Raw genomic sequence first — 13,191 nt, forward strand, 5'->3', positions numbered from 1 at the left:
CGGCAAGTCCCCCGAGCCGCTATAGGTTGGAAGTAGAAGGAGATCGCCGGGCTTGGTAGACGATCAGTCCGGCCACGCAGGCCCCGAGGGTTCCCAGCGCGAGATCGCCCAGTGTGTCGGTGTAGGCGGTCTGCAGTTCGGGGGAGTCGCGTACGAAGGCGACGTACTCGCCGAGTTCCCAGACGACGGCCGCGGTGGCGCCGAAGCCGAGGGCGACGAACGCGGTGAGCGCCCGGGACAGGTCACGCGGCGCGAACGCGAGCAGGACACCGCAGGTGAGGAACGTCCACAGGACGAAGTGCATGGCGTCGTCCCACCAGCCGACGGTGTCGAACAGGTTCAGCCGGTTGCCGATCAGGTCGATCAGCCAGGGGAGCGTCATCAACAGGTCGGCGTGCCAGGGGAAGCTGCGGTGCAGCGTGCTCCGCGTGCGGCCGTAGGCCCACCACCAGAGCGGGAGCACCATGGCGCCGATCGGGTAGACGATCAGGCGGGCGGTCGAGGCCTTGCCCTTCATGCCGCTGAGATCGGGCCAGATCAGGGCCGAGAGCAACAACCCGAGGAGCAGTAGCTTCGCGGCCACGGCGGCGTACCACAGCCAGTTCGGGCGGGTGCCGGGGTGGGTGGTCGCAGCCATCGTCGTCATGCCTCCCAGTCAAGCGAGCCGCTGGGCGAGGCGGATGAGTACTACTACGGGATTATCAGACGCCGAGCCAGCCGCGGCGGGACGCTTCGTGCCCGAGCTGGAAACGTGTCACGACCTGGGCGCGGTCCATCAACTGGCTGACGCGGCGCTGGACAGTGCGCAGCGACATCCCGAGCTGGCCACCGATCGCGTGGTCGGTGAGCCCGGCGAGCAGCAGGGTGAGGATGCGGGCGTCGACGTCGTCGAGCCGGTCCGCGGACAGCTCGGTGGTGCCCGTATCGCTCGGCAGTACCTCGTTGGCGCTTGCCCAGACGAGGTCGAACAGATGCAGCAGCGCGTCCAGCAACCCGGACGGATGCACGAGCAGCGCCCCACCGGCCGCGTTGTCAGCGGTAGGGGCCAACGGCAACAAGGCGAGGGAGCGGTCGGCGACGATCAGCCGCAGCGGGAGGTCGCCGGTGACCCGGATCAGCTCGCCGGCCTTGAGCGACTCGGACACCAGGTCGACGAAGCCGGGCTTGGCGAACGCCGCTCGTTCGATGACGACGCGGTACGTGACGCCGCGCGCCAAGGCTGCGTCCTCGTCCACGTTCTCGTCGGCGGACACCACGGCGACCGACGCCTTCACCAGCGCCAGCACCTCCTGCGACGCACCGCGCTGCATCTGCCCGAACCGCTGCGCCACCGCCTGCGCGCCGCGCACCACCTCGATCACGTCGGTGTCCGACCGGTCGGCCATCACACCGCGGTACTGCTCGGCGAGGCGCCCGAGCTCGAACTGCGCCCGGCGGATCTCCTCCTGGCGCTGCACGATCAGCGACCCGAGCGCGAGAGCCGGCGGCGACGCGACGAAGTGACCGGGCATCGCGGTCGAGCGGGCGACCAGGCCCTTCTCCTCGAGCCCGTCGAGCGCGGACGCGAGGTCCGCGACGTCGACCTGCATCGACTCCGCGAGCGCCTCGAGCGACTCCGACGGCAGCGCGATCAGCCGCCGGTAGGCACCCTCCTCGGTGGTATCCAGTCCCAGCACGTCCAGCATCGTGCGCTCCTTCGAGGGGCCTGCGGCGGCGGACGGGGTGGCGGACAGATGTCATGCCGCAATCCCGCCATTGAGCACTGTACGGCGGCGTGACATGTTCATGCCATTCCGCTCCGCAGGTGCATTCCAGGAAGGGTCCCGCCCATGTCCAGATCCGCCCGCGCCGTCGCCGGTGGCCTCGCCGTCCTCGTGGCTTTGGCTGCGACGACGACGCTGCCGTCGCAGGCAGATGGTGTCGCCTCGCCCGGCGCCGCCCCACCCAGTCAGCCCGCCGGCCAGACCCACCGCGTCACGCTGCTGACCGGTGACGTGGTCACGCTCACCGAAACCCCCGGCGGTCAGCCGACCGCGTCCGTCGAGCCGTCGCCCGGCGCCGGCGGCGGCGTCCAGATCCAGCAGGTCGGCAAGGACCTGCACGTGGTCCCGGACGCCGCGCTCCCGTACCTCGCCTCGGGTCGCCTCGACCCCGAGCTCTTCAACGTCACCGCGCTCGTCGACCAGGGGTACGACGACTCCGCGGTCTCGTCGATCCCGCTGATCGTCCAGTACCGGCCGGGTCTGCGCGCCGCTGCCGCGACTCCGCAGCACGCCGATCGCGGTGCAACGCTCGAGAGCATCGGCGGCCTCGGCCTCGCCGCGCACAAGGCCGAAGCGGCGCAGTTCTGGTCGGGGATCACCGCCGGCACCGCGCGTTCGGTGGCGACGCCGGGCCAGTTCGGCGGCGGCATCCAAAAGGTGTTCCTCGACGAGAAGGTCAAGGCCAGCCTGGCCGACAGCACTGCCCAGATCGGTGCCCCGGACGCGTGGGCCAAGGGTGTCGACGGCACCGGTACGACGGTCGCGGTCCTCGACACCGGCATCGACCAGACACACCCCGACGTCGCCGGTCAGATCGTCGAGACCAAGAGCTTCGTCCCCGGTGAGACCACCGAGGACGTCAACGGGCACGGCACCCATGTCGCATCCACGGTCGCCGGAACCGGCGCCGCGTCGAACGGCCTCGAGAAGGGCGTCGCGCCGGCCGCGCACCTGGCGATCGGCAAGGTGCTCAGCGACGGCGGGTCCGGCGCTGCCTCCTGGATCATCGACGGGATGGAGTGGGCCGCACACCGCGCGAAGGTCGTCAGCATGAGCCTGGGCAGCACCGAGCCGAGCGACGGCACCGACCCGATGGCGCTCGCGGTCGACCAGCTGAGTGCCGAGACCGGTGCCCTGTTCGTGATTGCCGCAGGCAATTACGGCCGGGTCGGCGGCATCGGCTCGCCGGGCGCCGCGGCGTCGGCGCTGACCGTTGGTGCGGTCGACGGCAACGACGAGCGAGCGTACTTCCAGGACATGGGCCCGCGTCTCGGCGACGCCACGGTGAAGCCCGAGATCGTGGCACCTGGTGTCGACGTACTCGCGGCCCGCGCGGCCAAGTCGTCCGGCACCGGCTACTACAAGTCGCTCAGCGGTACGTCGATGGCGACGCCGCACGTCGCCGGCGCAGCGGCACTCCTTGTCCAGGAGCACCCCGACTGGACGGGTGAGCAGATCAAGTCCGCATTGGTGAGCACCGCCAAGCCGCTCGCCGGCGAGACGGCGTACCAGGTCGGTGGCGGTCGGCTGGACGTACCGGCGGCGGCGTTCGGGAAGGTGATCGCGACGGCGACCCGCGACTTCGGGTTCCATGCGTGGCCGCATGGTGACGACGCGCCGGTCCAGCGAAGCATCACCTACACGAACCTCGGTGACACTCCCGCCACGCTCGACCTGTCCACCGACGTGACCAGTGACGGTACGACGGCAGCGCCGGCCGGGCTGTTCACGCTCGGCGCGACGCAGGTCACCGTCCCCGCGAACGGCACCGCCACGGTCGATGTCACCGCGACGCCGAACCTGGCGACGCCGGGCTCGACGTACTCCGGGACCGTCGTCGCGAAGCAGGCCGGTCAGCGGGTCGCGCAGACCGCGGTCGGTCTGGTCATGGAAGGCGAGCGGTACGACCTGAACGTGCACGCGATCGGTCGCGACGGCAAGCCGGCCGGCGGGTTCCTGACGCTGTACAAGTACGGCGACCAGTTCGTCAGCACCCTCGAGATCGACCCCACCACCGGGTCGGTGTCGACGCAGCGCCTCGAGCCCGGCGTGTACACCGCGACCTCGTGGCTGGAGGTCGATGGCGGCCATGGCGTCGCGCTGGTCGGTACGCCGCATATCGTGATCGGCAAGAACACCGAGCTCACCCTCGACGCCCGGACGGCGAACCCGATCTCGCTCAACACGTCGCGCCCGGGTGAGGACGTCTACCGGCGGCCGGGCTGGTACCACGACTCCGGGATCGGCGGTCAGTTCGCGACGTTCCTCAGCCAGTACGTGCCGACGCCGTTGACGACCAAGATGTACGCCGCTCCGACCGGTCAGGTGCCGGGTGGCCACTACGAGTTCTCGACCCGTTGGCGTCGTACGGCGCCGTTGCTGTCGATGACCGTCGGCAACTTGCCGTTGCACCCGCTCCTCCAGCGCGGTTCGAAGCGCTGGGACGGCAACGCGATGCTCACCGCGGCGTACGCCGGAACCGGTGCGGCCGCCGACTATGTGGGCAAGGACGTTCGGGGCAAGGCGGTGTTCGTGACCGCGAGCAGCGCGGTGACTCCGGCCGCTCGCGCTGCCGCCGCGGTCGAGGCCGGTGCCCGGGCGCTGATCGTGGTGACCGAAGGTTCGGGCAAGTACTACGACACCGCGGGTGGGACCAACCTTCCGGTGTACTCGTTGACGGCGGCCGAAGGTGGTCCGCTGGTCCAGCGGATCGTTGCTGGGGGCAAGGTCTGGTTGCGGGTGACGGGGACCGAGGCACCGCCGTACCTGTACGACGTGGTGAAGGCCTACACCGGGGCGATCCCGGCGAACCTGAGCTACACGCCACGGACGAACGAGTTGGCGACGGTCGTGAACCGGTTCGTCGGGCCGACCGGCGAGCTCGCGTTCGAGAGCCGCGCGGACTGCCGGATCGGGTACTGGCCGCCTTGTCTGCAGGTGACCGAGCCGATCCACCTCGGCACCGTGCGCGTGGACTACGTGTCCACGCAGGAAGGCACCGATTGGTACGAGCAGACCGACCACCCGAACGGCTGGGATCAGCGGGGCGAGCGGCACACGTACGCGCCGGGTGCTGTTCAGACGAACTCGTGGTTCGCGCCGGTCGTCCGGCCGCGCGTCGGCTCGGGGTACTGGAACCCGCGGCGCAGTGGCGACTTCTTCGCGGTGAACGTGCCGACCGCCAGCAGCGGCGACCAGGGCGTCACCGGTTCGATGGGCGACGACTCGACGGTCGAGACGCGGCTCTTCCAGAACGGGACACTGATCCGGAAGGGTTCCTTCCAGGCGGTACAGACGAGCGTGCCGGCCACGACGGGCTGGGCGAACTACCGGTTCGAGATGGACACCACGCGGCCCGCTGCCTGGGGACAGGGGACCAGGACCGCGACCGCGTGGGACTTCAAGGCTCAGACCACCGAGGCGAATGACTGGGTCTACCTACCGCTGGTCCAGATGGACTACCACCTCGCGACGAACCTCAACGGTGCGCTCACGAGCGGCCGGCAGCGGATCGGTCTGACCGCATTCCAGTTCGCCGGCGTCGAAGGCGGCGGCAAGGTCAAGGAGGCGACGCTGCAGGTCTCGTACGACGACGGCGCCACCTGGCAGCCGGTGTCACTGTCGCGGGCCGGTACCGGGTGGGTTGCCGATGTCCGGTTGCCGAAGGGGGCGTCGTACCTCTCGCTGCGGGCGACGGCCGGCGACGACGCCGGGAACAAGGTCAGCCAGGAGGTGATCCGGGCGGCCGCGATTCGCTGACCGGCCTGAAACAGACAGCCGGCGGCGACCACATGGTCGCCGCCGGCTGTTCGTTCGCCCAGTGGATCGCGCAGTGGATCAGCTGACGCTGATCAGATCCACCACGAAGATCAGGGTCTCGCCCGGCTTGATCGCGCCGCCCGCGCCGCGGTCGCCGTACCCCAGGTGCGGCGGGATGACCAGCTTGCGGCGGCCACCGACCTTCATGCCCTGGACGCCGGTGTCCCAGCCCTGGATGACCTGGCCGACGCCGAGCTGGAACGCCAGCGGGGCGCCCCGGTTGTACGACGCGTCGAACTCCTCGCCGGTCGAATGGGCCACGCCCACGTAGTGCACGTTCACCCGGGAGCCGGCCTTGGCCTCGTCGCCGTCGCCCACGGTGATGTCGGTGATCTCGAGATCCGCCGGCGGCGGACCGTCAGGGAAGTCGATCTCTGGCTTGTCAGTCATGCCACCAGCTAAGCAGACACCCCACCCACGTCACCCCCCAGCACCCCCGTTCCGCTGACAGCGGAACGGGCGTGCACGACGGGTCGCGGATCAGCTGCGGCTGGTCAGCACCTCGCGGAGCGTGGCCGCGAACTCGTCCGGCTTGCCGGGCATGCCGTACTCGTTGCCGAGGAAGCCGCCGTGGTTGCCGGGGAACACGACCGGCGTCAGACCGAGCCGCTCGGCGACGGCCTTGCCGCCGCGTGCGGCGAGCTGGTTCGCCGACTCCTCGCCGATCCCGATCACGATCCGGTCCTTCGCCTTGTCCAAGGCGGCGAAGTCGGGTTGGTACGACGTACAGCCGCGGAGGTTCTGGCCGAGCAGCGCGTCCGTGCGGCCACCGTCGTCCTCGGTGGGCAGGCCGAACATCGCCGGATCCGGCGCGGGCTGTTGCGTGTAGTCGGCGGGGATCTCGCCGTCGTATCCGACGAGGGCAATGAACTTCGCCATACCGCGGCCGAGGCCGTCGCGCTGGTAGGTCTCGTACATATCGGCGATCGCGGCCAGCGCGGCGTCGCTGTCGGGGACGATCCCGGCGAGTGGCGGCTCGTGGGCGACCAGCGTGTTGATCAGGTCCGGCCGCTTGGCGGTCAAGGCCAGCGCGTTCACCGCGCCCCCGCTGCTGGCGAAGATGTCGACCGGGCCGACATCGAGGTGCTCAATCAGCGCGGCGAGGTCGGCGGCGTGGTCCTCGGGCGACAGCTCGGTCAGCTCACCGCTGCGGACGCTGCGCTCGACGCCGCGCGGGTCGTACGTCACCACCGTGCGGTCCTCGAAATGCGAGGCCAGAGTGGGGAATCCGCTGGCCGCCATCGGTGAGCCGATGATCAGCAGAACCGGGCGGTTCGCGAGGTCGCCGCGGACGTCGTACGTCAGGGTGGCGCCCGGTACGTCGAGTGTTCGGGTGACAGGCTCTGGCATCACAGCTCCCCTTGGTCCGGCCCACCCCCATTGGTCGGCCCGTGCTGGTGAGCCTAGACCGCGCAGGCTGCACGGAACAGGAACTCAACCTGAACCCGATCGGCATTAAAGTTGCACTCCGTGACGAACACGAGGCTCCCTGTTCTGACGATCGCGGCCGCAGTGGTGGCGGCCGCCGTCGCGGTAGCTGTCCCGCGTTCGTCGGACGCGAGCACGACGGCCGAGAACTACGGCCAGTACTCGCTGATGTTCCAGCGGTCGGCCGGGCAGTACTTCGCCGGTGCGTCCGCGGCCGGGCAGTGGGCCTGGACACCGCTCAGCGCGACCGAGTCCGACATCTCGTGGGGCGACCCGAAGGCCTGGCCGCCGAAGTCCGCCGAGCACTTCATCCACGCCGGCGAGTGGGTCCTCCTCGACGGCTACAACGACGGCGCCGGCCGCCCGCTGACCCAGGTCCAGCGTGTCACCAGCGAGAAGATCGGCGACGCCAACTGCAACAACCTGCAGCCCATCCCGTCTGCCGGCGGGCGCCAGCACTACGTGCGCTGGAACATCCCCGCGACGGGCTACTGCCTCGACGCCGTCGGCACCATCAAGCCCCCCAACGGCTCCACCACCGTCAACTTCCGCCACGTCCAGAAGTGGCTACCCCCACACCAGTGCTCCAACCCGTACTACGCCGGCCAGACCTGCATCACCCAGTCGGAACAGTGGTACGACGACAACCAGCACCCCTACTCCCTCCAACTGGCCCGCACAGTAGAACTGGCCAAAGCCAAAGGCATGGCCTTCACCAACCACACCACCACCCCAGTCGAATGGAACGCCGCCGGCCGCTACTACTGGACCTACTAGCAGCAAACGGCTCCGACCATGGTCCTGTGGGGTGGAGTGCGGGGTTGGCACGCTAGGCTGATGGCCCGTGAAGGTCTTGGTGGTTGGCTCTGGTGGCCGCGAGCATGCTCTGGTCTGGGCGCTGGCCCAGGACGCGGAGGTCGAACAAGTGGTGGCGGCCCCCGGGAACCCGGGTATCGCCGTGTTGCGTCCGGCGTACGACGGGCAAACGATCGTTTGCCGGCCCGTGGACGTGGCCGATCACGACGCCGTCGTCGCGTTGGCGCGGGAGCTCGACATCGACCTGGTCGTCGTCGGTCCTGAGGCGCCGCTGGTGGCCGGTCTGGCCGACCCGCTGCGGGACGCCGGGATCGCGGTGTTCGGCCCGTCGCGGGAGGCCGCGCAGATCGAGGGCTCGAAGGCGTTCGCCAAGGACGTGATGGCCGCGGCGAGTGTGCCGACCGGCCGTGCGTACGTGTGTACGACGCCCGAGGAGGCCGCGACGGCGATCGACGCGTTCGGCCCGCCGTACGTCGTGAAGGACGACGGGCTCGCCGCGGGCAAGGGCGTCGTGGTCACCTCCGACCGCGAGGCGGCGCTCGCGCACGCGGCCGAATGCGAGCAGGTGCTGATCGAGGAGTTCCTCGACGGCCCCGAGGTCTCGCTCTTCGCGATCACCGACGGCACCACCGTGCTGCCGATGCAGCCGGCGCAGGACTTCAAGCGGCTCGGCGACAACGACGAGGGCCCGAACACCGGCGGCATGGGCGCCTACACCCCGTTGCCGTGGGCACCGGACGACCTGGTCGCCGAGATCACCGAGAAGGTCCTGCAGCCCACGATCGACGAGCTCCGCCACCGCGGTACGCCGTTCAGCGGCCTGCTGTACGCCGGTCTCGCGCTGACGTCCCGTGGTGTCCGGGTGATCGAGTTCAACTGCCGCTTCGGTGACCCGGAGACGCAGGCGCTGCTACCGATGCTGAAGACCCCGCTCGGTGGCCTGCTGTACGCGGCCGCGACGGGCAAGCTCGGCGACCATGGTGACCTGTGCTGGCGGAACGCCTCCTCGGTCGCGGTCGTGGTGGCCGCGAAGAAGTACCCGTCGAGCCCCCGCAAGGGCGACCCGATCTCCGGCGTCGACCAGGCCGAGAACGACGACGTCCGGGTCTTCCACGCGGGTACGGCGCTCGACGGCGAGCAGCTCGTCACGGCGGGCGGGCGTGTTCTCGCGGTCAGCGCCGTCGGCAAGGATCTCGCCGAGGCGCGGCAGCGGGCGTACGCCGCCGTCGGTCAGATCCGGATCAAGGGTTCGCAGCACCGCACCGACATCGCGCTCAAGGCCGAGCGCGGCGAGATCACCGTCTAGGCCGTGTCTGGTCAGCCCGCGGTCCAGGTGCCGGGTGACGGGCCGATCGTCGAGTCGAAGGTGTTGTCCCGGACCGGGAGCATCAGGTCGATCTTCGGCATGCCCGGCAGCGGGTGCGCCAGCATCTCCCGCAGCTGCTCGTCCTCGATCGCCGGTACGCCGAGCACCGCGACCCGCCGTACCCCGGTCCCCGGGTTCTGGACCAGATCGCGGTAGCGCGGGCTGAACCAGCGCAGCAGCCGCGGCTGACCCTTGGCGCGGATCGCCTTCTCGAGATTGTGGACAGCCTCGGTGGCCGCCAGCTCCCGCAGGAAGTCGGCCACCCCGATTCCACTCTTGGGCACCAGGTCGAGCGCGGCCGCTTCCACGGGGTACGTCGACTCGGCCCGCGCGACCCTGATCCGCTGCCGCTTGTACGCGACCTCCAGCTGCCCGCCGGCCGCGAGCGTGACGAGGACGACCACGGCGGCCCGCTCGGCGCCGCCGACCAGCCACGCGGTCTCGTACGTCGTGAGCTTGTCCATGTACTCAGAGTGACGTTGGATAGGGTCACGCAATTCGATGGAACCGGATCGAAGGGTCGGGGGTGTAGGTAGGCATGGAGACGGAGGGGCTGCGGGAGTTCTACAGCGCCCACCAGCCACGGCTGGTGGGCGTCATCTCGCTGCTGACCGGGTCGCGCGCCGAGGCCGAGGACATCGTCCAGGAGGCGTTCGTGCGGTTGGTGCCCCGCTGGGAGAAGGTGTCGCGGTACGACTCACCCGAGGCCTGGGTGCGGCTGGTCGCGATGCGGCTCGCCGCGAACAAGCACCGGGACGGCAACCGGTTGGGTCAGCTGTTCCACCGGCTGCCCACCGAGCACGTCCCGGACCATGCCGACGGGTATTCGGGTGACCTCGAGCGGGCTCTCGCCGGCCTGCCGATGCCGACCCGCCAGGTCGTCGTCCTCCATTACGTCTGTGACCTGAGCGTGGCTCAGGTGGCGGACACCCTCGGGATCGCGGAAGGCACGGTCAAGTCGCGCCTGTCCCGGGCCCGGGACACCCTGTCCGAATCATTGCTGTTGAGGAGTGACGACCATGCCTGAACTGCAGGAGGACCTGCAGGCGCTGGCCGACCGCCGTGCCGCCGAGTCCACCGGTGACTTCGACTCCGTCCTGACCACGGCGCGGTCCCGCAAGCGCCGCAAGACAGCCGGTCTGTCAGTGCTCGGCGCGGCCCTGGTGGTGGGCGCCGTCGCGGTCGTCCCCACGCTGCGGCCGGCGCACAACAACGTGCCGGTGGCCGACAGCCCCGTGCCGACGAACGCGGTCGCGCCGCCCCAGGTGGAGGTGCAGCCGTCCGCGCAGGCGCTGCCGAAGGCGAAGCCGCTGGCGCTGACGTCGACCGTCACCAAGGCCGGCGCCCAGTTCGTCGCGTCGTTCCCGGACAAGGCGGTCCGCTCGGCGACGTTCTCGATGTCGCTCGCGTCCACGCCGAACGCGCCGCTCTACACGCTGGTCGCGAAGATCCCGGGCGACCCGACCACGCCGTACGCGATCAAGATGTCGGGTGAGATGGGCATCGCGCTCCCGCAGTACACCGGCGCCGGCCCGTACACACTGGCCGTGCCGAAAGGCCTGCCCGCCGGGTCGTACGAGGTCTGCACGCTCTCCGGCGCCCGCCTGTGTGGTCTGGTGACCGTCAAGTAGTAGGAGGTCGCGCGGAGGGGTGGTGCCGCCGCGAGCGGCGCCCCGCGGGCGCTGGGCGGCGTTGTCGTCGGTCGGAAGGACTCCGTCCTGCCTCCCTCCTCCGCCTTGCCCAGCACTCCGCGGGACACCGCTCGCGACGACACCACCCCTCCGCGCGACCTCTGCCGTCTGGGAGAATGGGGTTCGTGACCAAACCCCGGATCCCGAACGTTCTCGCCGCGCGCTACGCCAGTCTCTCGATGGCGGAGCTGTGGTCACCGGAGCACAAGATCGTGCTCGAGCGGAAGCTCTGGGTCGCCGTCCTGACGGCCCAGCGGCAGCTCGGGGTCGACGTTCCGGACGGGGTCGTCGAGGACTACCAGCGGGTGATCGACCAGGTCGACCTGGCGTCGATCGCGGCCCGGGAGCGGGTCACCCGGCATGACGTGAAGGCGCGGATCGAGGAGTTCAGCGAGCTCGCGGGTCACGAACACATCCACAAGGGGATGACGAGTCGTGACCTGACCGAGAACGTCGAGCAGCTGCAGATCCGCGCCGGGCTCGAACTGGTCCGGGACCGTGCGGTGGCAACCGCCGTACGGCTCGGTCAGCTCGCCGCCGACCACGCGGCGCTGGTGATGACGGGGCGTTCGCACAACGTGGCCGCGCAGGCGACCACGCTGGGCAAGCGGTTCGCGTCGGCGGCCGACGAGCTGCTGGTCGCGATCGCCCGGCTCGAGGAACTCATCGAGCGGTACCCGCTGCGCGGCATCAAGGGCCCGGTGGGGACATCGCAGGACATGCTCGACCTGTTCGGCGGTGACGCCGAGAAGCTGGCGACGCTGGAGACGACGATCGCCCAGCACCTCGGGTTCACCCACACGCTGACCAGCGTCGGCCAGGTCTACCCGCGGTCCCTCGACTACGAGGTGGTCTCCGCGCTGGTCCAGCTGGCCGCCGGCCCGTCGAGCCTGGCGACCACGATCCGGCTGATGGCCGGGCACGAGCTGGTCACCGAAGGGTTCAAGGAGGGCCAGGTCGGGTCCTCGGCGATGCCGCACAAGATGAACACCCGGTCCTGCGAGCGGGTCAACGGCCTCGCGGTCATCCTGCGCGGGTACGCGTCGATGGCGGGCGAGCTGGCCGGCAACCAGTGGAACGAGGGCGACGTCTTCTGTTCCGTCGTACGCCGGGTCGCGCTGCCGGACGCGTTCTTCGCGCTGGACGGACTGTTCGAGACCTTCCTGACCGTCCTGGACGAGTTCGGGGTGTACCCGGCGGTGGTCGCTCGTGAGCTCGAGCGGTACCTGCCGTTCCTGACCACCACCAAGGTGCTGATGGCCGCGGTGAAGAACGGTGTCGGCCGCGAGACCGCGCACGAGGTGATCAAGGAGCACGCGGTCGCCACCGCACTCGACCTGCGCAAGGGTCTGGCCGCGAACGACCTCTTCCACCGCCTCGGCACGGACGGCCGCCTCGGCCTCACCGAGGAGCAGATCGTCGGCATCGTCGGCGAGCCGCTGTCCTTCACCGGCGCGGCCGTCGCCCAGGTCGGCGCCGTCGTCGCGCGGATCGACGAGCTCGCCAAGCGCTACCCGGAGGCGGCCGCCTACACCCCTGGTGACATCCTCTAACCCGTGTTCGTACCGCTCACCTGGTCCCTGGTCGCGTTGTCGCTGGCCGCGATGGTGTACGCCGTCGTGCTGGCCGCGCGGAACAAGCGGATCGACTGGACCGTGCTCGGGGCGCTGGGCGTCATCGAGCTCGGCCTGATCGCGCAACTCGTCGTCGGGGTCGTTCAACTGGCTGGAACCGACCGCGACGTGTCAGGACCGTTCTTCGTCGGGTACCTCGTCGGATCGCTGCTCATCCTGCCGATCGGCGCGTTCTGGGCGCTGGCGGAGAGCAGCCGCTGGGGCGCCGGTGCGCTGGCGATCGCGTGCCTGGTGATCCCGATCCTCGAGCTGCGGCTGCACGACCTGTGGGCGGTCTGAGATGACCGACCCGTCGGCCACGAAGCACGGCCCCGGGCGGATCCTGATCGCGGTGTACGGCGTGTTCGCGCTGGCCGCCACCGCCCGCGCCGGCGTCCAGATCGCGACCAAGTTCCACGAGGCCCCGATCGCGTACCTGCTGTCGGCCGTTGCCGCGGTCATCTACATCGCGGCGACGTTCGCGCTGGCGAAGGCCACGGCGGTGTCCCGCAAGGTGGCCACGATCGCGATCGCGATCGAGCTGACCGGCGTGATCGCGATCGGCGTGTTCAGTTACGCCGTACCGGGAGACTTCCCGGACGCCACGGTCTGGTCGCACTTCGGTCAGGGGTACGGCTTCGTGCCGCTGGTGCTGCCGATACTCGGCCTGCTGTGGCTGCGTCGCACTCGGTAAC

At 70.0% G+C, this 13,191-nt stretch carries 13 protein-coding genes; 8 read left to right on the forward strand and 5 right to left on the reverse strand.

The window, feature by feature from the left end:
- Positions 1 to 19: 19 nt before the first annotated feature.
- Both ACFYRH_RS07515 and ACFYRH_RS07520 read right to left on the reverse strand, forming a co-directional pair.
- Positions 20 to 646 carry a hypothetical protein gene (locus ACFYRH_RS07515; protein WP_387769660.1) on the reverse strand — a complete coding sequence of 209 codons (627 nt, stop codon included), beginning with the start codon at positions 644 to 646 and terminating at the stop codon, positions 20 to 22.
- 55 nt (positions 647 to 701) lie between these two features.
- Positions 702 to 1,685, reverse strand: a complete 984-nt coding sequence (locus ACFYRH_RS07520; protein ID WP_387769663.1) for a hypothetical protein — start codon at positions 1,683 to 1,685, stop codon at positions 702 to 704.
- Positions 1,686 to 1,829: 144 nt separating this feature from the next.
- Here ACFYRH_RS07520 and ACFYRH_RS07525 point away from each other — a divergent pair, with 144 nt between their 5' ends.
- Positions 1,830 to 5,522, forward strand: coding sequence for a S8 family serine peptidase (locus ACFYRH_RS07525; RefSeq protein WP_387769666.1), 3,693 nt, complete (start codon positions 1,830 to 1,832; stop codon positions 5,520 to 5,522).
- Positions 5,523 to 5,600: 78 nt separating this feature from the next.
- Here the strand turns inward: ACFYRH_RS07525 and ACFYRH_RS07530 are convergent, their stop codons facing one another.
- Both ACFYRH_RS07530 and ACFYRH_RS07535 read right to left on the reverse strand, forming a co-directional pair.
- A complete protein-coding gene (locus ACFYRH_RS07530; RefSeq protein ID WP_387769669.1) occupies positions 5,601 to 5,972 on the reverse strand; it encodes an FKBP-type peptidyl-prolyl cis-trans isomerase in 372 nt (123 codons plus the stop codon).
- A gap of 90 nt (positions 5,973 to 6,062) precedes the next feature.
- A complete protein-coding gene (locus ACFYRH_RS07535; RefSeq protein ID WP_387769672.1) occupies positions 6,063 to 6,932 on the reverse strand; it encodes an alpha/beta fold hydrolase in 870 nt (289 codons plus the stop codon).
- A 120-nt stretch (positions 6,933 to 7,052) separates the two neighbouring features.
- On the opposite strand from ACFYRH_RS07535, the gene ACFYRH_RS07540 reads away from it, so the two are divergent.
- Both ACFYRH_RS07540 and purD read left to right on the forward strand, forming a co-directional pair.
- On the forward strand, positions 7,053 to 7,787 hold the full coding sequence (locus ACFYRH_RS07540) for a hypothetical protein (RefSeq protein ID WP_387769675.1): 735 nt from the start codon (positions 7,053 to 7,055) through the stop codon (positions 7,785 to 7,787).
- Positions 7,788 to 7,854: 67 nt separating this feature from the next.
- On the forward strand, positions 7,855 to 9,132 hold the full coding sequence (purD, locus tag ACFYRH_RS07545) for a phosphoribosylamine--glycine ligase (RefSeq protein WP_387769678.1): 1,278 nt from the start codon (positions 7,855 to 7,857) through the stop codon (positions 9,130 to 9,132).
- An 11-nt stretch (positions 9,133 to 9,143) separates the two neighbouring features.
- Here purD and ACFYRH_RS07550 read toward each other — a convergent pair whose 3' ends face one another.
- Complete coding sequence (locus ACFYRH_RS07550; RefSeq protein ID WP_387769681.1) at positions 9,144 to 9,656, reverse strand: TIGR04222 domain-containing membrane protein; 513 nt, start codon at positions 9,654 to 9,656, stop codon at positions 9,144 to 9,146.
- 74 nt (positions 9,657 to 9,730) lie between these two features.
- Between ACFYRH_RS07550 and ACFYRH_RS07555 the strand changes: the two genes are divergently transcribed.
- The 5 genes from ACFYRH_RS07555 to ACFYRH_RS07575 all read left to right on the forward strand — a co-directional run bounded on the left by ACFYRH_RS07555 (position 9,731) and on the right by ACFYRH_RS07575 (position 13,190).
- Positions 9,731 to 10,219 carry a SigE family RNA polymerase sigma factor gene (locus ACFYRH_RS07555; RefSeq protein ID WP_387769684.1) on the forward strand — a complete coding sequence of 163 codons (489 nt, stop codon included), beginning with the start codon at positions 9,731 to 9,733 and terminating at the stop codon, positions 10,217 to 10,219.
- Positions 10,212 to 10,823, forward strand: a complete 612-nt coding sequence (locus ACFYRH_RS07560) for a hypothetical protein (RefSeq protein WP_387769687.1) — start codon at positions 10,212 to 10,214, stop codon at positions 10,821 to 10,823. The genes ACFYRH_RS07555 and ACFYRH_RS07560 overlap by 8 nt, the downstream gene beginning before the upstream one ends.
- A 176-nt stretch (positions 10,824 to 10,999) precedes the next feature.
- Positions 11,000 to 12,436 (forward strand): adenylosuccinate lyase, encoded by a 1,437-nt coding sequence (gene purB / locus ACFYRH_RS07565; protein WP_387769690.1) that lies wholly within the window; start codon positions 11,000 to 11,002, stop codon positions 12,434 to 12,436.
- Between the two features lie 3 nt (positions 12,437 to 12,439).
- Positions 12,440 to 12,796: a hypothetical protein gene (locus ACFYRH_RS07570; RefSeq protein WP_387769693.1), complete on the forward strand. Its 357-nt coding sequence runs from the start codon at positions 12,440 to 12,442 to the stop codon at positions 12,794 to 12,796.
- A gap of 1 nt (position 12,797) precedes the next feature.
- Entirely contained in the window at positions 12,798 to 13,190 is a 393-nt protein-coding gene (locus ACFYRH_RS07575; protein WP_387769696.1) for a hypothetical protein, read from the forward strand.
- Position 13,191: the final 1 nt, after the last annotated feature.

The sequence above is a fragment of the Kribbella sp. NPDC004875 genome (assembly GCF_042873375.1).
Taxonomy (GTDB): domain Bacteria; phylum Actinomycetota; class Actinomycetes; order Propionibacteriales; family Kribbellaceae; genus Kribbella.

What these genes read in the sequence shown, in the direction of transcription:
- purB (WP_387769690.1), top strand. Translation starts at nt 11,000, where the DNA reads ATGGGGTTCGTGACCAAACCCCGGATCCCGAACGTTCTCGCCGCGCGC.
- ACFYRH_RS07520 (WP_387769663.1), bottom strand. Translation starts at nt 1,685, where the DNA reads ATGCTGGACGTGCTGGGACTGGATACCACCGAGGAGGGTGCCTACCGG.
- ACFYRH_RS07575 (WP_387769696.1), top strand. Translation starts at nt 12,798, where the DNA reads ATGACCGACCCGTCGGCCACGAAGCACGGCCCCGGGCGGATCCTGATC.
- ACFYRH_RS07525 (WP_387769666.1), top strand. Translation starts at nt 1,830, where the DNA reads ATGTCCAGATCCGCCCGCGCCGTCGCCGGTGGCCTCGCCGTCCTCGTG.
- ACFYRH_RS07530 (WP_387769669.1), bottom strand. Translation starts at nt 5,972, where the DNA reads ATGACTGACAAGCCAGAGATCGACTTCCCTGACGGTCCGCCGCCGGCG.
- ACFYRH_RS07550 (WP_387769681.1), bottom strand. Translation starts at nt 9,656, where the DNA reads ATGGACAAGCTCACGACGTACGAGACCGCGTGGCTGGTCGGCGGCGCC.
- ACFYRH_RS07560 (WP_387769687.1), top strand. Translation starts at nt 10,212, where the DNA reads ATGCCTGAACTGCAGGAGGACCTGCAGGCGCTGGCCGACCGCCGTGCC.
- ACFYRH_RS07555 (WP_387769684.1), top strand. Translation starts at nt 9,731, where the DNA reads ATGGAGACGGAGGGGCTGCGGGAGTTCTACAGCGCCCACCAGCCACGG.
- ACFYRH_RS07535 (WP_387769672.1), bottom strand. Translation starts at nt 6,932, where the DNA reads ATGCCAGAGCCTGTCACCCGAACACTCGACGTACCGGGCGCCACCCTG.
- ACFYRH_RS07515 (WP_387769660.1), bottom strand. Translation starts at nt 646, where the DNA reads ATGACGACGATGGCTGCGACCACCCACCCCGGCACCCGCCCGAACTGG.